The sequence below is a fragment of the Neptunicoccus cionae genome (assembly GCF_002860325.1).
GTDB classification, from domain to species: domain Bacteria; phylum Pseudomonadota; class Alphaproteobacteria; order Rhodobacterales; family Rhodobacteraceae; genus Amylibacter; species Amylibacter lutimaris.
In genome coordinates, this window is record NZ_PKOJ01000007.1 from 200,309 (window position 1) to 222,691 (window position 22,383).

Below are 22,383 nucleotides of genomic sequence, written 5' to 3' on the forward strand. Positions count from 1 at the left end.
CTTTGCAAAAAAGGGGATCGGGAAGTAAACTGAACGGTATAGATAAAGGAGGAAAATAATATGACAGTCTATGCATTGACCAGCTATTTTCCGCTGGAAGTTCGTTCGACCGATCCCCATCTTGCCAAATTAGACGACATTTCTTTCGGAGCGGTTTACCTAGGTGAGACTGATAAACTGCCTATTGCGATTGGTACTGCGATAAGTTCGAGCGACCCTGTTTCGGTGTTAATGAGTAACCTAATTCAATATGTGATTTACGATGAAACAATCACCGTGGACTCGATACTTGAAGCCGGTGATCCCAAAAACAACAACTTTACGATCATCAACCGTTACGAAGTGAATGACGATCTTTCTTTGGAGTTTCTGGGGAGCGTGAACACTCATGTCCATTCTGGAAGCGACGGGCGAGACAGGTTGATTGGTTCTCTCGAAGTAGATCTTATGGAAGGTGGCGATGGCCGTGATATCCTCAAAGGCAAAGCGGGCTACGACGAACTGAATGGCGGTCGTGGCAACGACCGCATATTCGGCGGCTCGGACGCAGGAATCTATAAAGGCGGCGCTGGGAACGACATTTTAATTGATGACGGTTCAAGCTGGAGCGAATTTTATGGCGGGGCAGGAAACGACAAGATAACCGGCGGCGGGATGCTATATGGTGGGGGCGGACGCGACAAACTAATCGCCAACCATCTGACAGCTGATCTATACGGCGGGCGGGGAAACGACATTCTGAGAACGGGCGATAGTGCAATTAACATGGACCTGTTCGGAGGCAACGGGCGCGACAAGTTCATAATCGAAATGAAAACGGATTCTCTGCATGTGACTGGCGGCAAAGGTGCTGACAGGTTTGTTGTCGTCGCTCCCGAACATTCCACGAGTTACGATGTCTACATCAAGGATTTCGAAGACGGAAAAGACAAGTTTGACTTCAGTCGATTTGGGGAAGACTTTGACGTATCGGCCCTGAACATCAGAGAATTTCGCGGAGACCACGATATTTCCTATGTAAAGCGAACCGTCGAAGACCTTTTCAGGATTTCGTTTCACTTTTCAACGGAAGATGAAACCGTAGTGATTGACCACAATGATTTCATTCTTTGAAGCTGGAGCGTTCTAAATCTGGTATGCCTACATCCCATCCGACAGTAGCTTTGGAGAACTACAATCCTTGATCTCCAAATGAGTAAATGATCCCTAACGACTAACCCCTCACAACAATAACAGGCCAAAATGAACGCACTACGGATAAAGAAAGGCGCCTCTCGCAAGAGCGCTTATGACCTGAAAAGCACCTATGGTGACGAAATCGAAACCCACACGCTCGCCGTGTTGGTGGACAACGAAGCGGGCGTTCTGGCCCGTGTGATCGGCCTGTTTTCAGGTCGCGGCTATAATATCGAAAGCCTCACCGTGGCGGAAACCGATCATGCAGGGCATCTGTCGCGGATCACGGTTGTCACCACGGGGACACCGCAGGTGATCGAACAGATCAAGGCACAGTTGGGCCGTCTGGTGCCGGTTCACGATGTGCATGACCTGACGGTTGAAGGCCCGAGTGTTGAACGGGAACTGGCGCTGATCAAAGTGGCGGGTGTCGGGGAAAAGCGGGTCGAAGCGATGCGCACATCCGAAGTGTTCCGCGCCAATGTCGTGGACAGCACGCTTGAAAGCTTTGTTTTCGAGATCACCGGTTCTCCGGAAAAAATCGATGCCTTTGTGGAAATGATGCGCCCACTCGGTCTGGTGGAAGTGGCCCGCACGGGTGTTGCTGCGATCATGCGCGGCAACGCGACCTGATCAAATTTGAAGACAAAAAAAACGGGCATGTTACCGACGTGCCCGTTAACCGTTCCAGGTTCCTAGCAAAGGGCGTTCTGGCCCCGCAGCCTGTGAATAGCGGCAACTTTGGTCGAGCTCACACCCTCAAACGCGTTGTAGTCGATCTCTGCACCGCTTGGCACGCCACTCAACCCAAAGGCGTCCAAAGCATCTTTTGGCAAGAACACATCTGCGCCGGTATCTGCCTGACGGATAAAGCCGTAACCACGGCTGGCATCATACCAAAGCACGCGTCCTTTTTTTACTTCTACTCCCATGCGCGCCACTTTGAATCCCCCTCTTAAAAGTTTTGGATACCTGTCAAAATTTGTATTTTCTTCCCACAGGTGATGTTGCAAGCAGCACCTTTCAGTCCCTTATTTATATAGGATGTTCACATTTTTTGATAGAGTCGCGCCAAAAGTATTATCCGTTTAAGTTCAGGAAGTTGACCCAACAACAAAAAATAAAGTTTACGCGCGGAAACGTTTAACGATGCGCTAGACAAGAAAACGAATCACTTTTCTTTCAGAAAAGTTATCAAGGCTCTCAGGGAAGCAGGCATGTTCCTTTTTTGTGGATAAACAACGTTTACGTCGCCTTGCGGGAAGTCGTATGCGGTCAGAACCGCTACCAGTTCTCCGGTCTCAAAGCCGTCACCGATCAGGAAATCCGGCAACACAGAGAGACCGAAACCGGCAACTGTAAGGCGACGGTTATACGCGCCAGAGTTGCTGGAGAACCGCCCTGTAATCCGTTTTCGAACTTCCTGCCCGTCTTTGCGGGCGACCCATTCTGAACCCGAAGTCAGGTTGTTATACCGCAGGCATTCATGGGCAGACAGTTCGTCAAAACTCCGAGGAGCGCCAAATCGTTCGATATAGGATGGTGCGGCACAGCATTGCAGTCGGGTCACGCCCAACTTGGTGGCATACAAGCCACTGTCATCAAGGTGTCCGATCCTTATGGCCGCGTCGAACCCGTCCGAGATCAAGTCCACGCGCTTGTCCGACAGCTGTATCACCAGTTCCACATCTTTGTACCTGCTGGCGAACTCTTCTAGTTTGGGGGCCAGCACTGCTTCGGTGTAGGCAATCGGCAGGGACAGGCGCAATCGCCCGCCCACCGTGGCGCTGCTGCATTTGGCAGCCTCGTTCGCAGCGTCAATCCGCGCCAGAATATCAAGACAACTGTGATAATAGTCCTGCCCCAGATCCGTAGGCACAACCGAACGGGTAGACCGGTTAACCAATTGGGCACCAAGGTCGGTTTCAAGATCAGTAATCCGGCGGGAACAGACAGATTTCGCAATTCCAAGTCGCGCAGCGGCAGCGGTAAAACTGCTTTCTTCGACCACAGCGATCAGGGTTTTCATGTGAATGATGTCCATAGCCGGCCCTCGGGTTCTCCAGACAGAAAAGGGCCTCTGCCAACGCTGGCAAAGGCCCTTTCCGTGATTTAGCAGTTCTTAGCTGTTGTCAACGGCACGCCCTGCCATGACCGACACAAGATGGGCACGATATTCTGCCGATCCGTGAATGTCAGAGAGCATGTCATCCGCATCGGTTGCGACACCCTGCGTGGCATCGGCCGACCAATTCGCCCCCAACGCCTCTTCCAGCGCGTTGTGGCGGAACACACCGTCATTGCCAGCGCCCGTGACCGCAACACGCACGCCATTTCCGGTTTGAGCTGCCATCACACCAACCATCGCGTAACGGGACGCGGGGTTCGGGAATTTGGCATAACCGGCTTTGGTAGGTTTGGGGAATTTAACCGCCGTCACCATTTCGCCTTCATCAAGGGCCGTTTCGAACATTCCAACAAAGAACTCGTCCGCCGGAATTTCCCGCGTATCTGTCACGATGGTTGCCCCAAGGCCCAGACAGGCCGCTGGATAATCCGCCGCCGGGTCATTGTTGGCGATGGACCCGCCGATGGTGCCACGGGCCCGCACGGCGGGATCCCCGATGCCACCCGCAAGACTGGCCAGCGCAGGGATAGCCTGCGCCACCTCGGATGATCCGGCCACCTGCGCATGGGTACAGGCTGCGCCAATTGTCACCACCTCCCCGTCTACGCTGATGTTTTTCAGGGCATCGATCCCCGAAACATCCACCAGATCGGAAGGGGCAGCGAGTCGCTGCTTCATGGTCGGGATAAGAGTCTGGCCGCCAGCCAGAAACATGCCGTCTTCGGTTCCTGCAAGTTTCGATGTCGCATCCGAAACAGAGGACGCACGGTAGTAAGTTGTATCATACATGGTCATTCACTCCTTATTCGGCCGCTTGCGCCGCAGAGACTTGTTGCAGGGCTGCCCAGACCCGCGACGGGGTAGCTGGCATGGACAGGTTGTTGTTGCCGATGGCATCGGTGATGGCGTTGATCACCGCTGGCGGGGACCCGATGGCTCCGGCCTCGCCGCAGCCTTTCATGCCAAGCGGATTGCCCGGACATGTGGTGCTGTGATGGCTGACAGTGTAGTTCGGCACATCGTCGGCGCGGGGCATACAATAGTCCATGTAAGAGCCGGACAAGAGCTGCCCGTCATCGTCATAGACCGCATGTTCCATCATGGCCTGTCCGATCCCCTGCGCAATACCGCCGTGAACCTGACCTTCCACAATCATCGGGTTGATGATGGTACCAAAGTCATCCGAAGCGGTGAATTGCACGATTTCGGTCACACCGGTTTGCGGATCGACTTCCACTTCACAGATGTAACAACCGGCAGGAAAGGTAAAGTTGGTCGGGTCATAGAATGCCCCTTCCTTCAATCCCGGCTCCATGCCTTCGGGCAGGTTGTGCGCGGTATAGGCGGAGAGGCCCACTTCATGCCACCCCATTGCCTTGTCGGTGCCTTTGACTTTTACCTCGCCGCCCTCAATGACAATGTCATCCTCAGAGGCTTCCAGAACATGGGCTGCGATCTTTTTGACCTTGGCTTCAACCTTGTCGAGCGCCTTGGAAATCGCGGACATCCCCACCGCGCCGGAGCGCGAACCGTAGGTGCCCATGCCGAATTGCACTTTATCCGTGTCGCCGTGAACGATCTGGATATTGTCGGTCGGCAGGTCGAACCGTTCTGACACAAGCTGGGCAAAGGTGGTTTCATGCCCCTGCCCGTGGCTGTGCGATCCCGTGAGGATTTCGATGGTGCCTACCGGGTTCACGCGCACTTCCGCGCTTTCCCACAGGCCGACACCGGCGCCAAGTGATCCGACCGCTGCCGAAGGTGCGATGCCACAGGCTTCGATATAGTTGGAATAGCCCAAGCCGCGAAGTTTACCCCGTTTGGCAGCTTCTTCCTTGCGGGCGGGAAATCCGGCCACATCCGCAGCCGCTTTGGCCTGATCGAGGTTTCCGGCAAAATCACCGCTGTCATAAGCCATGATCACCGGCGTCTGATGCGGGAATTCCCGCACAAAGTTCTGACGCCGCAATTCGCCCGGATCAACACCCAGTTCCCGCGCAGCCGTTTCGATCATCCGTTCGATCAGATAGGCCGCTTCCGGCCGCCCTGCCCCGCGATACGCATCGACCGGAACTGTATTGGTGTAATAGGTCTGCACATCGCAATAGACATTGGCGATATTGTACTGACCCGACAGAAGCGTTGCATAAAGATAGGTTGGCACCGAAGAAGAAAACAGGGACATATACGCCCCGAGGTTCGCCTTGGTGTTCACCTTGAAGCCGACGATATTGTTGTCCGCATCAAAGCCCATTGTCGCGGTCGAGACATGATCCCGCCCGTGAGCATCCGTCAGGAAAGCTTCGGAACGGGTTGAGGTCCATTTTACCGAACGGTTGGTCTTCATCGACGCCCAGAGACAGACGATCTCTTCGGGATAGATGTAGATTTTGGCACCAAAACCTCCGCCCACATCTGGTGCGATCACCCGCAGCTTATGCTCTGGCGCTACATTGTAGAAAGCCGAGAGCACAAGCCGCGCGACATGGGGGTTCTGGGAGGTTGTATAAAGTGTGTAGTGATCTTCAGATTCATCGAAAGTCGCCACAGCAGAACGAGGTTCCATCGGGTTCGGCGACAGACGATTGTTGGTGATGTCCATCGTAGTGGTGTGATGGGCAGAGGCGAGCGCCGCATCGGTTTCATCCTTGTTGCCGATCTCCCAATCAAAAATCAGGTTGCCCGGCGCGTTTTCGTGGATTTGCGGGGCACCCTCTTTCATGGAGGCGAGCACGTTGGAGGTAGCGGGCAGAACTTCATACTCCACCATCACCGCTTCGGCAGCGGCCTGTGCCTGCGCCTTGCTGTCGGCAATCACAACGGCGACTGCATCGCCCACGTAGCGCACCTTATCTGTGGCCAGCGCCGACCATGCGCCCATATTCATCGGGCTGCCGTCTTTGGATGTGATCCCCCATCCGCAGATGATGTTTCCGATGCCGTCCCCTGTCAGTTGATGACCGTTCAGTACCGCTTCAACGCCTTCCATTGCTTCGGCGGCGGAGGCGTCAATGCTTTTCACATTCGCATGGGCATGGGGCGAACGCACAAAAGCCGCATAGGCCTGATTGGGTTGGACAATATCGTCCGTATATTTCCCCTTGCCGGTAATAAAACGTTTGTCCTCTTTGCGCAGGACACGGGCGCCAATTCCTTGATCTGTCATGATATTGCCCTCCCTTATGCCATTTTCGATGCGCCGTCGGCGATCGCTTTGACAATGTTATGATACCCAGTGCAGCGGCAGATATTACCTTCCAGTTCCTCGCGGATGGCATGTTCGTCCAGCGTCTTGCCAGCTTCCTTATAGCGCGAGACCATATCGGTGGCGGTCATGATCATGCCGGGCGTACAGAAGCCGCATTGCAGACCGTGGTTTTCCTTGAAGGCGATCTGCATGGGGTGCAGATCGTCCTTGCCTGCTGCGACACCTTCAATGGTTGTTACTTCAGCACCTTCGGCAGAGGCAGCAAGCATGGTGCAGGCTTTGACCGCCTGTCCGTTCACATGAACAACGCAAGCCCCGCATTGGGACGTGTCACAGCCCACATGGGTTCCGGTCAGGCGCAGGTTCTCGCGGATGTAATCCACCAGCAACGTGTTGTCGGGCACCTCGGCGCTGCGCGCCTTCCCGTTCACGGTCATTGTTACTTTTGTCATGATTTCCTCCCAGAATTGACGGGCAAACCGGCCCGGAATATGTAATTTACGTGTTAACTTTCTTCCAGTTCATCCCGCAGGTTGGCAAAGAACTTGTCAGCAAGTTTCGCTGCTGTTGACTGGATCAGCCGAGAACCAAGCTGGGCGATCTTGCCGCCCACCTGCGCTTCGGCCTGATAGGTCAGGATGGTTTCGTTACCGTCTTCGGCCAGTTGCACATCCGCGCCGCCCTTTGCAAATCCGGCGATGCCGCCCTTGCCTTCCCCTTCTATTTTCAGGGAATTTGGCGCGACCAAATCTTTCAGCGCAACCTCGCCTGCGAATTTGGCTTTCACGGGGCCGATTTTCAGGGACACTTTGGCAGACATTTCCGTCTCGCCGGTTTTCTCCAGTTCTTCGCAGCCCGGTATGGCGCCGCGCAAGATTTCAGGGTCCTGAATTGCGTCCCAGACCGTTTGAATGGGGGCAGCAATGCGGTATTCACCTGACATATCCATGTGATGTAATCCTCCCGTATTTTTAAAAATTAGACTGCAGAAGGCTTCATTCTGTCAACGATCGCGCCGTGTCCGGCACGGGCGCAAGGATAGAATACTGTTGCAAACTGTCTCATGTTTGCGACAACCGGCGTCAGGAGGACAACTGGTGCTTTTTCAGAAGGCGGTAAAAGGTTGCCCTGCTGACGCCCAACTGTTTCGCAGCAAGGGTCGCGTTGCCCCGTGCCGCGGCCATGGCGCGGCGGATGGCGGCCCGTTCTGCATCTTTCAGACCCATTGCGGGGGCTTCTTCCGGCAGGATTTCTGTACGTGGCAGGGGAATATCAAAGGTTTCGTGCTGAAGCCCGTACAGCCGCCGCGCCGCGCGGTTCGCCCCGATCACCAGATCATCCCGATCCGACGCCAGCAGCGGCGTGCCAAGGGCCGTAACCTCATCCGCGACGATGATCCGCGCCCCGTCAAAAGACGCACGGAAATATTCGGTTTCGATCCGGTTGGCCGCACTGATGACCAAAGAGGCCATCATCTGGGCAAAACTGTCGTTCATATCATCCCGCGCGCTGGAAATATCCAGAACCGCAATCAGATCGCCGCTGGCATCGAAAATCGGCGCACCGGCGCAGGACATGCCGATGATTTCCTCGAGATAGTGCTGGTCTTTGTAGATCAGCACGGGGCGTTCTTCCAAAGCACAGGTGCCAACCCCATTAGTACCCACGCGCTGCTCGCTCCAGATTGCGCCAGAGCGGGCGCCCAGCACATTCAGCGGACGTTCATCCACGTCATGAATTAGACGGTGCAGCACCACGCTGTCCTTATTGGTCAGCATCACGCAGCAGCCGGTTTTCACCACCGCCGTAAACAGGTTCTCCATGATTGGTTTGGCAATATGCAAGAGCCGGTCAAGCCGCTGTTGCTCAAACCGCAGTTCGGACTGGCTGAGCAGATCCTGCGGCCGGCGCAAATCCGGCTCCAGCCCGTGATGGAACATGGACCGCGCCCAGGACGCGGCAATGGCAGAGCGTGCAGGCGCGCGCCCTTCGACTTGTGCATGTACTTTTTCCACATGGCTGGCGTATTGCTGCGCTGGCATGATGGATCCTCCCACCGCAACCAGACCACGGGTCTGCACAGAAATCAAGCGGTCAGGTAGAGTGCCGACCCGCAAGCCAGTCATCCCAGGCTTCGGGCGTGTCCAGATCGACCAAGACCCCCGCCCCCCGAGGCACCAGATGCAAATTGTCGGATTCCGCTTCGATCAGGGATTTCGCGCCGCTGTCTCCCTCAAGGCTGGCCAGTGATTCAAAATAGCGTTTGTCAAACAGCACCGGATTACCCCGTTTCCCGTTCGGGGCCACTGGTGCCACGATTGCAGCCCCCCGCGCAGGGTCATACCCGTTGATCAGCGCGTCGATGTCACCGGCGGTAACTTCTGGCATATCGGCAAGGGCTATGATTACGGCTCCGGCCTCGGGGGGGAGCGCGTTGATACCGGCCCGCAGGCTTGCCGCAAGTCCGCTTGACGCATCGCGGGCCGGCACCAGTTGCGCCTTGCAGCCCTTCAGAACCTTTTCTACGGCAGCGTTTTGCGGATTGATAACGATGCTGATCCCACCGGCGCGGGACTTGAGCAAGCGTTCAGCTGTGCGCCGAACCAGCGGAACCCCGTCAATTTCGCGCAGCAGTTTGTGCTGCCCCTTCATCCGGCTGGACTGACCTGCGGCCAACAACAGGATATGGGGGGCAGCAGATTTACCTGATCTGCGAATGCGGCGGGGTTGCGGGCGGGCCGGAACCTCTTTCAACAGGCCGCCCACCCCCATCACGGCAATGTCGTCATGGGTCACGGGAAGTCCGGCCATCAACCGTTCCAGCACCCAGTCCACCCCATTCAAGGCGGGGGAACGGCAACATCCGGGCAGTCCGACCACCGGCTTGCCCGCAAGCTCCCCGAGAAACAACAGGTTTCCCGGATCAACCGGCATGCCAAAACGGGTAAGCCTGCCGCCCGCATCTACCAGCCCGGCAGGAGCCACATCATTACTGTCTGACGTAGCAGACGCCCCGAGGATCAGCACCATATCCGCAACACCGGCCCGCCGGATCGCATTTGCGATGTCGTTTTGCGTGTGGGGTACCGTTTCGACGCTCTCAAGCGACAGTCCCAGCGCAACCGCCCGTGCGCGTACAGCCGCTTCACCCTTTTCCAGCAGGGACGGTTTGAAACCGGAGGTGCGCGTCAGGATCAGTCGCGCGGTTTTCGGGCGGAACGGATGCAGCGTCAGACTATCGGCGGACAGCTTCGCTGCAGCTTGTTCCACCTTGCCCCGCGGCACCGCGTAAGGAATGATCTTGATCGTGGCAACCATTGTGCCCTCGCTCACACGGGCATAATCCGGCAGGGTCGCGATGGTGATGGAGGGGTCTACCGTGTTAAACGCCGTGATCGAGCCGGCATCCAGCCGCAGCACTCCGGCCCGCGCTGCGATTAGATTGACCCGTCCGTTCAATGGCTCTGTCACGCGGATCAGCGGCGCGGCGAGCCCCGCAGCCAGTTCTGCCGCCGCAGCATTTTCTTCAACATCGTCAGGCGCGAACTGCGCCACTGTCAGTTCTCCCACCGAAAGCGCGTCCAGTCTTGCTATATCCTCGGCACGGATCACATGGCCCTTGGCCAGCCGCAGCCCGTCCTGATGAAAGGAATGGGCCAGCGTGTGACCGAGCGTGTCGCGCAGGGGAAGCGGTCCGAATTTCATTGCTTGCGCAATGTTTGGGTCATCTCTGCCATAACCGACAGGGCAATTTCTGCCGGAGTGGCCGCGCCGATGTCCAGCCCGACCGGGCCGCTGATCCGGTCGATCTGTTCTGACTCAAAGCCCAGTTCTTCCAGTTGCGCCCGCCGTTTGGCATGGGTGCGACCGGACCCGAGGGCGCCAATGTAAAACGCATCCGATTTCAAACCGGCCGCCAGCGCGGGCGTGTCGAGTTTGGGATCATGGGTCAGTGTGACAAGGGCGGTGCGGGCATCAAGGCCAAGCTGTTCAACGGCAGCATCCGGCCAGTCGTTCAGTATAGTTTCATCCGGAAACCGCGACTGGCTGGCAAAACTGTCCCGCGGGTCCACCAAAAACGGCGCATATCCCGCAATTCTTGCCATCGGCAGCAGGGCTTGGGCGATATGAACCGCCCCGACAACCACCAGCCGTAATGGCGGATTCTGGATCACAGTGAACACATCCCCGTCCATGCCGGATTTATCCGAGGCAAACCGTGTCTGTGCATCCGCAGGCCCGATCAACCTGCGGTGCCAGTTTGTCAGGTTGGTCTGGATGCCCACGGGACGGCGTGCCTTGCGGGCCTGTGCAATCGCTTCAATGTCCGACACATCCGGCCCCTGCCCGATGCCGACAGGTTCTACCAGCACTTTGATTGTCCCCCCGCAAGCAAGCCCAACAGCGAAAACTTCCTCATCCGACACGCCGTATTCCAGCAGACGGCAATCCCCCGCATCAAGCGCCTCCAGCGCCTCGGCTACCACAGCACCTTCGACGCAGCCCCCCGAAACCGAGCCCTGAAATTCACCATCATCGCGGATCGCCAGTTGGGCGCCCACAGGTCGCGGCGCACTGCCCCAGGTTTCAACCACTGTGGCAAGGGCGGCGCGATGGCCCTGATTGATATAGTCGAGCACCACTTCGGGCATATTGTCGGAATTTGTCTGTGTCATAGCATCGCCATCAATCGTTGTTTTTCACCGGATCCGCCCGTGGACAGGGCCTCTGTCAGATCACGCAGAGCATTCAGACTATGACAGGAATGGAAACTGTCAACATGAGGCAAGAGCGCACGGATGCCTGCGGCTTGCGGTGAAAACCCGTCCCAGCGCATCAGCGGGTTGAGCCAGATCACCTGACGGCTGGACAGGCGCAGGCGGCGGGCCTCGCGGGACAGTTCTTCGGGGTCCTGCCGTTCCAGCCCGTCCGTCACCAGCAGCACCACCGCCCCGCGTGAAAGCACACGCCGCGACCAGTTCTTGTTAAAATCCGCAAGGGATTCCCCGATCCGCGTGCCCCCGTCCCAGTCCTTGGCCAGTTGCCCGACCGTTTTCAGTGCAGCATCCGGATCGCGCTGAGACAGGCTGCGGGTAATGTTGGTCAGACGGGTGCCGAAAGTAAAGCTGTGTACCTGCGCCCAACCCTGCCCCTTGGCCAGAGAAACCGAATGCAGAAAGTGCATGAACAATCGCGAATATGTAGACATGGAACCGGAAATATCACAGAGCGCCACGAGATCGGGGTTGCGATGCCCTTGGGTTTTGCGGGGCAGTTTCAAAACCTCCCCCCCTGTGCGCATGGCCCCGCGCAACGTGGCACGGGCATCGATGCGGCTGCCGGAATGGCTTGGCGTCAGGCGTCGACTGCGGATCGGTTTGATCGGCAGCCGCATCTGCGCAATCGCCTGTTTCGCCTCGGCCATTTCCGCGTTGCTCATCTGTTCGAAATCCATGGATTGCAGCTTTTCGTTGGCTGAGAGGCTGAATTCTGCGTCCAGTTCCACTTCCTCTCTGGCATCTTCAACATCCGGCTGTGCAGGAGGCGGTGCGCCCTCCAACATAGCCTCCGCCGCCCGTTGCTCTGCGGTTTTCGGGGCTTTGGGTGCGTTTTGTGTCTGGATCATCGGCAACATGGTCTGGATCATGGTCTCGATAAACTCGGGGTCGCGCCAGAACATGGAAAACACCCGTTCGAACACATCAAGATGTTCGGCGCGGGACACCAGACAGGCCCGCAGTGTAAAGAAGAAATCCCGCCGTTCGCTAAAACCCGCAGCTTCCACAGCGCGGATCGCGCCCAGTGTTTGGGCTGGTCCCACCGGTACACCGGCACGGCGCAGGGTGCGCACGAAATAGATGATGTTGCGCGACAGCCGCCCCTGCGGCGGAAGGTTTCCGTTTGCGCGGTTCATCCCCGGCTCATTGTGTAGACAGGCGCGCGCGGGCCGTATCAAGTATCCGCGTCGCCTCTGATCCGGCCAGTTTCGCAATATCGTCCTGATACTTCAGAACCGCCCCGAGCGTATCGGCAATCACCTCGGGCGAGAGCGCCACAGCGTCCAGCGCCACAAGGCATTTGGCCCAGTCAATGGTCTCCGCAACACCCGGATTTTTGAACAAATCCGCTTCACGCAGGGACTGGACAAAGGCCACAACCTCGCGGCTAAGGGTTTCGCTGGCTTCCGGCGCACGGGCTTGTAGGATTTCAAACTCCCGCTCGAACGACGGGTAATCCACCCAGTGATAGAGACAGCGCCGCTTCAACGCGTCATGCACTTCACGGGTACGGTTGGAGGTGAGGATCACAATCGGTGGCTCGGGCGCCTTGATGGTGCCCAGTTCGGGGATCGTCACCTGATAGTCCGAAAGCGCTTCCAGCAGAAATGCCTCGAACGGTTCGTCGGTACGGTCGATTTCATCAATCAGCAGGATCGGCGGGCCGTTTTCATGGGGCTGCATCGCTTCAAGAAGCGGTCGGCGGATCAGGTACTTGTCGCTGAACAGCGCCTCCTCCGCCAAACCGCCCTCGCCTGCGGCACGCAGGGCAATCATCTGGGCGGCGAAGTTCCATTCGTACACTGCCGAGGCAGCGTCCAACCCTTCGTAACACTGTAAACGGATCAGATCCCGCCCCAGCGCCTTGGCCAGCGTTTTGGCCAGTTCGGTTTTCCCGACACCGGCTTCGCCTTCTAGAAAAACGGGCCGTTTCAGCGTCAGGGCCAGATATACCAGTGTGGCAAGCGACCGGTCGCAAATATAGTTTTCATCCGACAGCATTGCTTGGGTTGCGTCGATGGATTGGGGCAGTGATGGCATTGCGATATCCTTGGTTCAGCAAAATGTAGCAGCTTCCAGCGCAAGGGAAAGAGGCCGCCTGCCTAAAGTCAGCGCACTGACCACGAGTTTACCGGCAAATCTGTTGCAAACCCGAGACTCCTGCCCAGCACCGCAGGTGTTGCGGCCTCCGGCGGGAGTATTTGGGGAACATTGAAAACAGAGACTAGTGGGTTCGTTAAACCTGGCATCCGAATTCTGCGGACCATTCGAAGGGACGAGAGGCCTTGGGACTGGTGCGGGTTTGCACTTGATCAGAGTGCGCTGTGTATCCCGCCCGGCAATCTGTTCGAATTGCCGGACGGTTAACACCATTTTCAGAGTCATACTGGCTGGCGGCCTGCCAGAGTTTGCTTATGTCTCGTTCCAGGCCCGATCCCCGTTAACATCCTTGACGCGTGTGGGCAGGCCGATTGTATCGAGCAAGGTAAACAGCGGCTTGGGATCCAGTTCCTCTACGTTCAGCATTACGCCTTTGTCATAGGTACCATCCGCGATCAGCATGGCCATTGCCACGGGCGGGACACCTGCGGTGTAGGAAATGCCCTGACTGCCCACCTCGTTATAGGCGTCCTTGTGATCGGCCACGTTGTAAACGAAGACTTCGACCTCTTCGCCGTTTCTGGTGCCCTTCACCAGATCACCGATGCAGGTTTTGCCAGTATAGTTAGGGGCAAGGCTGGACGGGTCCGGCAGGACGGCCTTCACTACTTTGAGCGGCACAACTTCGAGCCCTTCGGCAGTTGTCACAGGCTGTTCGGACAGAAGTCCGAGGTTCTGGAGCACCGTGAATACATTGATATAATGATCGCCGAAGCCCATCCAGAAGCGGATGTCTGCCTCCGGATAGTTCGCCGCAAGCGAGTGCACCTCGTCATGGCCCGACATATAGGCTTTCTGTTTGCCAACCACGGGCAGATCCCACTCCCGCCCCACCTCGAACATACGGTTTTCCTGCCACGCGCCCTGTTGCCAGCTGTAAACCGTGCCGGTGAACTCGCGGAAATTGATTTCAGGATCGAAATTTGTAGAGAAATACTTGCCGTGGTTACCGGCGTTGATGTCCACGATGTCGATTGATGTCACCTTGTCCATAAATTCGTCTACCGCGAAACGGGCGAACGCATTCACCATACCGGGATCAAAACCGGCGCCCAAAATCGCCGTAACGCCTGCAGCGGCGCAATCGTCCTTGCGCTTCCATTCGTAATTGGCATACCACGGTGGGGTTTCGCAGATTTTGGCCGGATCTTCGTGAATCGCCGTGTCGATATAGGCCGCACCGGTCTGGATGCAGGCCTCCAGAACTGTCATATTCACAAACGGCGATCCCACATTGATCACAATCTGTGCGCCGGTGTCCTTGATAAGAGCCGCCACAGCACTGGTATCCATTCCGTCAACGGCATGGGCTTTAAATACGGCGTCCTGCTTCATCGCCTTCTTGTCATGCACGGTTTTCAGGATCGCTTCACATTTCGCGATCGTCCTGCTCGCGATATGCAGATCACCCAAAACGTCGTTGTTTTGAGCACATTTATGGGCGACTACCTGTGCAACGCCACCGGCGCCGATGATGAGAACATTGCGTTTCATGTATCCAAGAGACCTCTTTTGACTGTGATTTATGATAATGCCGCAGCAAAATCGTCGTAGTTAAAGTCCCGCACCATGCGGGTCCGACCATCCAGTTCACGGATCGCAATGCTTGGCATCTTCACCCCGTTAAACCAGTTTTTCTTGACCATCGTGTAGCCTGCTGCATCCTGAAACGAAAGCCGGTCGCCCGCTTTTAGAGGCGCGTCGAACCGGAACTCGCCGAATATATCTCCGGCAAGGCAGGATTTTCCGCAGATCATCCACTCCTCCTTACCACTGTCCGGCGAAATCTTTGCCGGTTCGCGGTAAATCAGCAAATCAAGCATGTGCGCCTCGATGGAGCTGTCCACGATTGCAAGGTTTTTTCCGTTGTGCATGGTATCCAGAACTGTGACCTCCAGCGTGGCAGCCCCTGTAATGGCTGCTTCGCCGGGTTCGAGATAGACCTGAATCCCGAAGGTTTCGGCAAATGCCTTCAGCCGCGCAGCGAGACGTTCAAGGGGGTAGTCCTGCCCTGTGAAATGAATGCCGCCCCCCAGACTGACCCATTCCATCTTGTGGATCACATTACCGAAACGGTGTTCGATCAGGGTCAGCATTTCATCAAAGCGTTCGAAACTGTCGTTTTCACAGTTGTTATGGAACATCAGGCCGCTGATCTGGTCCGAAACCGCTTCAATCGCGGCAGGATCGTGTTCCCCGAGCCGGCTGAAAGGGCGCGCCGGATCGGCCAGATCAAAACCGGATGTTGAAACCCCGGGGTTGACCCGAAGGCCGCGAATGTGATCGCGCGATTTTTCACGGAATTTGGTGAGCTGTCCGATGGAATTGAAGATAATCTTGTCGGAGCATTCCAGAACCTGATCAATCTCGTGATCCGCATAGGCCACGGAATAGGCATGGGTCTCGCCCGGGAACTTTTCACGCCCCAAGCGCACTTCATAAAGGGATGAAGATGTCGAGCCGTCCATATATTCGGCCATAAAGTCGAAAACGGACCAGGTTGCAAAACACTTGAGCGCCAGCAGGCATTTGACCCCGGACTCCGCCCGCAGCCATGCGATCTTTTCAAGATTGGGAAGAAGGCGGGACTTGTCGATAAGATAATAGGGAGTTTGCACAGCAAGATCTTTCTGCGGGTCCGTAACAACGGCTTGATCCATGGGCAGGGGAAAGACTTTGCCCCTTCGTTTTCAAGGCGCTCCATTGCATACTCTGTGCGGTTCGCACAACCACAAAGGTGAAGAAATTCCGGTTGGGCGCCGGTTGGCAAGGAAATGAACAGCAGCATTTTGCCGGTTTCCCATTCCGGCTTTTGCGGGTTAGAATTTTCGGAGGATCACAGGGCTAGGGCGCAATCGCTTAAAACTTTTCATTTCCGCCTCCGGCGGGAGTATTTGGGGAACATTGAAAGCCTTGGCGGCACCCAAGGCTTTGATCTGTTCAGCTTCCGTATTTTTCAAACTGGGCAGCTTGTTTAGCGGTCCATGTTACGGTGATTTCATAGCCCTGATCCCAGAGCTCTTCCCTATCGATGACATTCTGTTCGAAAAGCCATGCGCGGCGGGCACCTTCGGAGAAGGCCAGCTTCAGGGTTTGTGTGGTTTTCGGATCGTCGAGCGCTTTGGCGACACTCTCTAACAGGGTGTCGATGCCCTGCCCTGTTACCGCCGAGAGAATTTCGATGTTGTCTGTACGCTCCGCTGTGTTGCGGGCGGTCTCATAGGCCTCTGGTGGCAGAAGGTCTACTTTGTTCCAGACCTCTATCATCGTATCACTGGCGGTTTGGCTGATCCCGAGATCCGCTAGAATATCCTTCACGTCCTCGGCCTGCGCTTCGGTTTCGGGATGGGCAATATCGCGCACGTGAAGGATCAGGTCCGCATCCAGCACTTCTTCCAGTGTGGCGCGGAAGGCGGCGACCAGTTGGGTTGGAAGTTCCGAAATGAACCCCACCGTATCCGAAAGAATGATCTTGCGCCCCTCGGGCAGTTCGAGTTCCCGCATGGTCGGGTCAAGCGTGGCAAAGAGCATGTCTTTGGCCATCACATCCGCGCCGGTCAGTTTGTTGAACAAGGTAGACTTGCCCGCGTTAGTATAGCCTACAAGCGCGACAATCGGATAGGGAACCTTGGCGCGGGCCGCACGGTGCAATTCACGCGTCTTGACGACTTTAGAGAGCTGCTTCTTCAGCCGCACGATCGCATCGTCAATGGCGCGGCGGTCAGCCTCGATCTGGGTTTCCCCCGCTCCGCCGACAAAGCCCAGTCCACCGCGCTGGCGTTCAAGGTGGGTCCATGCGCGGACCAGACGGGTTTTGGAATAGCTCAGCGCAGCGAGATCAACCTGCAAAACACCCTCACGGGTGGCTGCGCGATCCGAGAATATTTCAAGAATCAGACCAGTGCGGTCCAGTACCTTTACCTTCCAGTGCCGTTCGAGGTTGCGTTGCTGGATCGGCGTTACCGGACCGTCGATGATGACAAGTGTCACCTCTTCGGCCTTGATCCGTGCCTCAAGCTCTTCCAGTTTGCCTTTACCGAACAGCAAACCGGCCTGCGGTTTTCGCAGGTTTACAACTTCGCCGTAAGCCACATCCAGTCGCAAGGCATGGGCCAGAGACACGGCCTCTGCCAGAGCATGCTCTGGCGCGCGGCGTGTTTCCTGATTGGCAATATCGGGGTGAAGGACGCAGGCGCGTTCCAAGGATCAGCTTTCCTCGCCGTCGTACAACTGCACGGCCTGCGCCGGCATGATGGTCGAAATGGCGTGTTTGTACACAAGCTGGCTCTGGCCATCACGACGCAACAAAACACAGAAGTTGTCAAACCAGGTGATCATGCCCTGAAGTTTAACTCCGTTAATCAGAAAGATCGTAACCGATACTTTCTGTTTGCGAACATTGTTGAGGAATGCGTCCTGCAGATTCTGTTTGTCGCCAGCCATTTTTGTCAGCTTTCAGTTTTATGCCCCGCATTGATTGGCGCGGGATATTGTTTTCGTTCCGAGGGAGACTAAGAGACAAGGGCGGGGTTTGACCAGCAGAAAATTCCGCTTTTTGGCCAGTTGTGGTAATTTATCGCCAGTAGTTGGGGTTTAGAACCGCGATCACGGCCAAAGCCTCCAAACGGCCGAGAATCATGGCCACACAGAGGATCAATTTGCCTAAATCCGAGATATTGGCGTAGCCGGTAAAGCTCTCACCGGCGGCATGGGCCAGCGGTCCGGTGTTGGACATTCCCGCAGTGGCAAAAAGAAGGCTGTCAGCAAAGCTGATTCCCGTAGCCGAGAGCGCCAGTGCCACCAGCCCGAGCGAAATGACAAACAGCATCAGGAAGATCCAGGCGATTTGTGCCCCTTCCCGACGGATCAACCGGACCCTGCGGGACGAACCGGCGATGGAATTCGGATGGTTAAGCCGCTGGATTTCCCGCTGGCTGTGTTTGTAGAGCGCATAAACCCGCAGCAGCTTCACCCCGCCAGCCGTGGTGGCGATCCCTCCGCCCATGACAGAGAGGCTCATTAGGATCAGACCGGTTGTCCCCAGACCGGACCAGTTGCGCGCCCCTTCCCAAGCCGCGCTTTCAAAGCCGGTGGTTGTCAGGAAAGACATCACCATGAACATCGCTCCCCAAATTGCTGCGATGACACTTGGCACCTCTGCCCCTGCCGAAACCTCGTAGGCTGCGGTCCAGTGGCGTAAAAACAGTAGGAACGGAATAATGATCAAACAGGCCAGCGTCAGGTTGATTTCCTTGTCGAGCTTGATGTTTTGAAGGAACTCCCGGTCGCTTGCAAAAAAGAAAGAGTGGCGGGACACGGCGAAAAACAGGAACAGGAACATCAGGACTTCCCCGACATAGCCGCTGGAGCCTCCTTTCAGTCCACCGACCGGAGAAATCCCACTGGTCGAGACAATCGACATCGCATGGGAGACGGCCACAAGGGTGCGATCGCCTGCAACCAGCAAAGCCAGCGTCAAAGCCGCCGTGATCGCAAGATAGATCGGGAAAATCTGCTCCCCGTAGCGGGTCAGGCGCTGTTTCGCATCCGCGCTTGCAATCTGGTTGCTCGATTTCTGCAAACCCTTACCGGCTGCAAATATCTCAAACCCGCCGATGTTCAGCGGCGCAAAAATGGCCATAGCCACCACAAGGATGAAGAACCCACCGATCCAGCCTGCAATCGCCCGCATCAGATGCAAGGGAGCGGGTACAATTGACGGATCGTCAAAGAGCGTCGCACCTGTCGTGGTAAGGCTGCTCAGCATCTCGAAATAGGCCTGAAAATAGGTGATCGAGTTGACAAGATAGTTGAAAGGCAAAGCCAGCAGCGCCGGTATCACCAGAAATGACGCGAAAACTGTCACAAGATAGTTGCGCGCTGTATTCGGCGGAGAATACCCTGACACCGCAATCCCCACGAGCGACAGCAGGACCAGCAGGAACGTGGTGTAGTAGAAAAACGTCCGCGCGACGTCCCAGTCTTCCAGCCGGATGGCAAAGGCCATCGGCAGGTACATCATCGCAACCGCAAAGCCGAGCAGCTGAACGAAAAGAGGAAGGGAGCGCAGCCAGGTCATGGGGCTAGAAAAAGTCTATCTGAACTTGCAGCAGCCGTTCCACGTCTTCGATGTAGCGGGCCAGAGAGAAGATCACCACCACATCACCATCTTCAATGCGGGTGTTTCCGTCCGGCCGAATGACCTTATCCCCTTTTTTCACCGCCGCAATAATGGCCCCTTCGGGGATATTGATATCACGGATCGCACTGCCTGAGATCGGCGACGTGGACATGACCTGCGCTTCGATCACCTCGGCCTCGGCATCGCCGATGGAGTAAACCTGCCGCACGCGGCCGTGCCGGATGTGACGCAGGATAGAGGAAACAGTTGTTGCGCGTGGATGAATAAACGCATCGATATTCAGTGGACGCATCAGCGGTGCCAAACCGTTGTCGTTTACAAGGGCCACCACTTGTGGGCAGCCTTCAGCCTTGGCGCGGGTGGCGGTCAGGAGGTTGGTTTTATCATCATCTGTTACCGCCAGAAGCGCATCCGCCTTATCAAGATTCGCCTCCATCAACATATCCATATCCAGCCCGTCGCCGTGCAGGACAATGGTCCGTTCCAACGCCTCGGCGGCCCGTTCCGCAACGGGGCGGGATTTCTCGATCACCTTGGCACGTACCCGATCCGAGCGTTTTTCAAGCTCGCTCGCCACGGCAAGGCCAACGTTTCCGCCGCCAATAATGATGACCCGTTCCCGTTTCTTCGTGGCTTTGCCAAAGATTTCAAGCGCACGGCCCACGTCTTCCTTATGGGTAAAGAGATAAACCTGATCGCCGACAAACAGTTGGTCCTCTGAAGTGGCTGTAAACAGACGATTGTCACGGCGCACGCCGCAGACCAGTGCCCGCAAGGTAGAGAACAGCTCTGACAACTGGCGCAGCGGTGTGTTCACAACTGCGCAATCCTCGGCGAGCGTTATGCCAAGCATCTCGACCTCCCCCATCAGGAAAGGCTCGTTGTCGAAAGTCGAAGGCGCTGCAAGCTGTCGCAAGGCGGCGGCGGCCACTTCCTTTTCGGGCGAGATCACCACGTCGATGGGCAAGTGGTCCCGTTGGTAAAGGTCGGTATAGATCACATCGAGGTAGGACTGCGCCCGCAGGCGGGCAATCTTGCGCGGGATCGAAAAAACCGAATGGGCCACCTGACATGTGACCATATTCACTTCGTCCGAATGGGTCGCAGCGATGATCATATCCGCATCCCGCGCCCCAGCGCGGCGCAACACGTCCGGATAGCTGGCAAATCCGGCGATACCGGAAACGTCTAGGGAATCCGTGGCCTGATTCACCAGGCCGGGATTGTTGTCCACGATGGTAACTTCATTGTTTTCCGCAGCAAGGTGGCGGGCAATCTGCCAGCCCACCTGTCCTGCGCCACATACGATAACCTTCATGTCAGGCTCCTGTCGCTATGGGCCTGTGCTACCAGTTTGGACGGCTGCGTCAATCGCCAAGGGACTCCGCTGCCGCTTCTTCGATTTCAGCAATGCGGGTTCCGGCCTTGTTTGTAGTCACTACGTTGAGGGTTTTGAGCTTGCGATGCAGTGCGCTGCGCTCCATCCCGACGAAATTAGCAGTGCGCGAGATATTCCCGCCGAAACGGTTAATCTGCGCCATCAGATACTCCCGTTCGAACATCTCGCGGGCCTCACGCAGGGGCAACATGGCATAGGTATTGGACAGCCCTGCCCCGTCCCCGTTGCCACCGCTATCGTTTCCGGGGATTTCCGAGGGTTCGATTTCCCCCTTGTCCGGCCCGAGGATCAGAACCCTTTCGATCACGTTGCGCAACTGGCGCACGTTTCCGGGCCATGTCATCGTCTGCAATAAAGCTTCGGTTTCTTCGCCCAGAGGCCGGACCGGCAGGCCCTGAGCGGCGTTTAGTTCTTCCATGAAATGTTGGGCCAGCAATGCGATATCCTCGCGGCGTGCTTCCAGCGACGGAACATTGATCGGCACAACGTTCAGACGGTGGTACAGTTCCTCGCGGAACCGTCCGGCGGCGATTTCCTGTGTCAGATCGCGGTTGGTGGCCGAAAGGACGCGAATGTCCACGCGAACCTTGTCCGAACCGCCTACACGGGTGAAGGATTGTTCAACCAGAACCCGCAGGATTTTCGACTGCGTGCCAAGGGGCATATCCGCAACTTCATCAAAAAAAACAATGCCCCCGTGGGCCTGTTCCAGAAGGCCCGGTTCAAAGCCCCGTTCACCCCCTTCGCGGCCGAAAAGCACTTCTTCCATCCGGTCCGGCTCGATACTGGCAGAGTTGACCGAAACGAAGGGCGCTTTGGAACGGTCAGATTTTGAATGAATGTAGCGGGCAGCCACTTCCTTGCCACAACCCGATGGCCCGGTCAGCATCACGCGCCCGTTGGTTTTCGTCACTTTATCCAGCTGGCTTTGCAGGTTGCGGAACGCCGTTGACTGGCCGACCATAACCGAAGACGTCACGTCCTTGACCTTCAGTTGCGCATTCTCGCGGCGTAAGCGCGACGTTTCCATCGCCCGTGCAATCACCACCATCAACTGGTCAATATTGAACGGTTTTTCGATGAAATCGTAGGCACCCTGCTTTACTGCTGCCACAGCGATTTCGATATTGCCGTGACCCGAAATAATCACCACCGGAATATCGGGGTTATCACGCCGTACGGTTTTCAGAATATCGATCCCGTCCAGACGGCTGTCTTTCAGCCAGATATCCAGAATAATCAGATCCGGCGCATCTTTATTAATCTCGGCAAATGTTTCGTCTGAATTTGCCGCCTTGCGGGTCGTATACCCCTCGTCCACCAGAATGTCGGACACAAGTTCGCGAATATCTTTTTCATCATCAACGACGAGAATATCACCCATTTTACCAC

20 protein-coding genes are annotated in these 22,383 nt (G+C 56.4%); 2 read left to right on the top strand and 18 right to left on the bottom strand.

Features of this window, described 5'->3' with window-relative positions; all coding sequences use genetic code 11:
- Positions 1–60: 60 nt before the first annotated feature.
- Both C0U40_RS16095 and ilvN read left to right on the top strand, forming a co-directional pair.
- Positions 61–1,113: a calcium-binding protein gene (locus tag C0U40_RS16095; protein WP_101656831.1), complete on the top strand. Its 1,053-nt coding sequence runs from the start codon at positions 61–63 to the stop codon at positions 1,111–1,113.
- Between the two features lie 129 nt (positions 1,114–1,242).
- Positions 1,243–1,809: an acetolactate synthase small subunit gene (gene ilvN / locus C0U40_RS16100; RefSeq protein ID WP_101656832.1), complete on the top strand. Its 567-nt coding sequence runs from the start codon at positions 1,243–1,245 to the stop codon at positions 1,807–1,809.
- A 62-nt stretch (positions 1,810–1,871) separates the two neighbouring features.
- On the opposite strand, the gene C0U40_RS16105 is transcribed toward ilvN, so the two are convergent.
- From C0U40_RS16105 to ntrX, 18 genes are all read right to left on the bottom strand, one after another.
- Entirely contained in the window at positions 1,872–2,108 is a 237-nt protein-coding gene (locus C0U40_RS16105) for a cold shock domain-containing protein (RefSeq protein WP_101656833.1), read from the bottom strand.
- 239 nt (positions 2,109–2,347) lie between these two features.
- The gene (locus C0U40_RS16110; RefSeq protein ID WP_101656834.1) at positions 2,348–3,220 is read right to left on the bottom strand and encodes a LysR family transcriptional regulator; all 873 of its coding nucleotides are present in this window, start codon (positions 3,218–3,220) and stop codon (positions 2,348–2,350) included.
- Between the two features lie 78 nt (positions 3,221–3,298).
- On the bottom strand, positions 3,299–4,093 hold the full coding sequence (locus C0U40_RS16115; protein ID WP_101656835.1) for an FAD binding domain-containing protein: 795 nt from the start codon (positions 4,091–4,093) through the stop codon (positions 3,299–3,301).
- A 13-nt stretch (positions 4,094–4,106) separates the two neighbouring features.
- A complete protein-coding gene (locus C0U40_RS16120) occupies positions 4,107–6,470 on the bottom strand; it encodes a xanthine dehydrogenase family protein molybdopterin-binding subunit (RefSeq protein WP_101656836.1) in 2,364 nt (787 codons plus the stop codon).
- Between the two features lie 14 nt (positions 6,471–6,484).
- Entirely contained in the window at positions 6,485–6,964 is a 480-nt protein-coding gene (locus C0U40_RS16125; RefSeq protein WP_101656837.1) for a (2Fe-2S)-binding protein, read from the bottom strand.
- A 53-nt stretch (positions 6,965–7,017) separates the two neighbouring features.
- Positions 7,018–7,461 (bottom strand): CoxG family protein, encoded by a 444-nt coding sequence (locus tag C0U40_RS16130; RefSeq protein WP_101656838.1) that lies wholly within the window; start codon positions 7,459–7,461, stop codon positions 7,018–7,020.
- A gap of 133 nt (positions 7,462–7,594) precedes the next feature.
- On the bottom strand, positions 7,595–8,554 hold the full coding sequence (locus tag C0U40_RS16135) for a GAF domain-containing protein (protein WP_180957727.1): 960 nt from the start codon (positions 8,552–8,554) through the stop codon (positions 7,595–7,597).
- A 52-nt stretch (positions 8,555–8,606) separates the two neighbouring features.
- On the bottom strand, positions 8,607–10,217 hold the full coding sequence (locus C0U40_RS20430; RefSeq protein WP_101656840.1) for an NTP transferase domain-containing protein: 1,611 nt from the start codon (positions 10,215–10,217) through the stop codon (positions 8,607–8,609).
- The gene (locus C0U40_RS16145) at positions 10,214–11,188 is read right to left on the bottom strand and encodes an XdhC family protein (RefSeq protein WP_101656841.1); all 975 of its coding nucleotides are present in this window, start codon (positions 11,186–11,188) and stop codon (positions 10,214–10,216) included. Before C0U40_RS16145 ends, C0U40_RS20430 begins: the two co-directional genes overlap by 4 nt.
- Complete coding sequence (locus C0U40_RS16150; RefSeq protein ID WP_101656842.1) at positions 11,185–12,426, bottom strand: vWA domain-containing protein; 1,242 nt, start codon at positions 12,424–12,426, stop codon at positions 11,185–11,187. Before C0U40_RS16150 ends, C0U40_RS16145 begins: the two co-directional genes overlap by 4 nt.
- Positions 12,427–12,433: 7 nt before the next feature.
- On the bottom strand, positions 12,434–13,330 hold the full coding sequence (locus C0U40_RS16155) for an AAA family ATPase (RefSeq protein ID WP_101656843.1): 897 nt from the start codon (positions 13,328–13,330) through the stop codon (positions 12,434–12,436).
- 372 nt (positions 13,331–13,702) lie between these two features.
- Positions 13,703–14,944, bottom strand: a complete 1,242-nt coding sequence (locus tag C0U40_RS16160; RefSeq protein WP_101656844.1) for a saccharopine dehydrogenase family protein — start codon at positions 14,942–14,944, stop codon at positions 13,703–13,705.
- Positions 14,945–14,973: 29 nt separating this feature from the next.
- Entirely contained in the window at positions 14,974–16,068 is a 1,095-nt protein-coding gene (nspC, locus tag C0U40_RS16165) for a carboxynorspermidine decarboxylase (protein WP_101656911.1), read from the bottom strand.
- 322 nt (positions 16,069–16,390) lie between these two features.
- On the bottom strand, positions 16,391–17,653 hold the full coding sequence (gene hflX / locus C0U40_RS16170; RefSeq protein WP_101656845.1) for a GTPase HflX: 1,263 nt from the start codon (positions 17,651–17,653) through the stop codon (positions 16,391–16,393).
- Positions 17,654–17,656: 3 nt separating this feature from the next.
- A complete protein-coding gene (hfq, locus tag C0U40_RS16175) occupies positions 17,657–17,893 on the bottom strand; it encodes an RNA chaperone Hfq (protein WP_069299985.1) in 237 nt (78 codons plus the stop codon).
- A 130-nt stretch (positions 17,894–18,023) separates the two neighbouring features.
- Positions 18,024–19,529, bottom strand: coding sequence for a TrkH family potassium uptake protein (locus C0U40_RS16180; RefSeq protein WP_101656846.1), 1,506 nt, complete (start codon positions 19,527–19,529; stop codon positions 18,024–18,026).
- 4 nt (positions 19,530–19,533) lie between these two features.
- Positions 19,534–20,910, bottom strand: coding sequence for a Trk system potassium transporter TrkA (trkA, locus tag C0U40_RS16185; RefSeq protein ID WP_101656847.1), 1,377 nt, complete (start codon positions 20,908–20,910; stop codon positions 19,534–19,536).
- 49 nt (positions 20,911–20,959) lie between these two features.
- Complete coding sequence (gene ntrX, locus C0U40_RS16190; RefSeq protein WP_101656848.1) at positions 20,960–22,375, bottom strand: nitrogen assimilation response regulator NtrX; 1,416 nt, start codon at positions 22,373–22,375, stop codon at positions 20,960–20,962.
- Between the last annotated feature and the right edge of the window lie 8 nt (positions 22,376–22,383).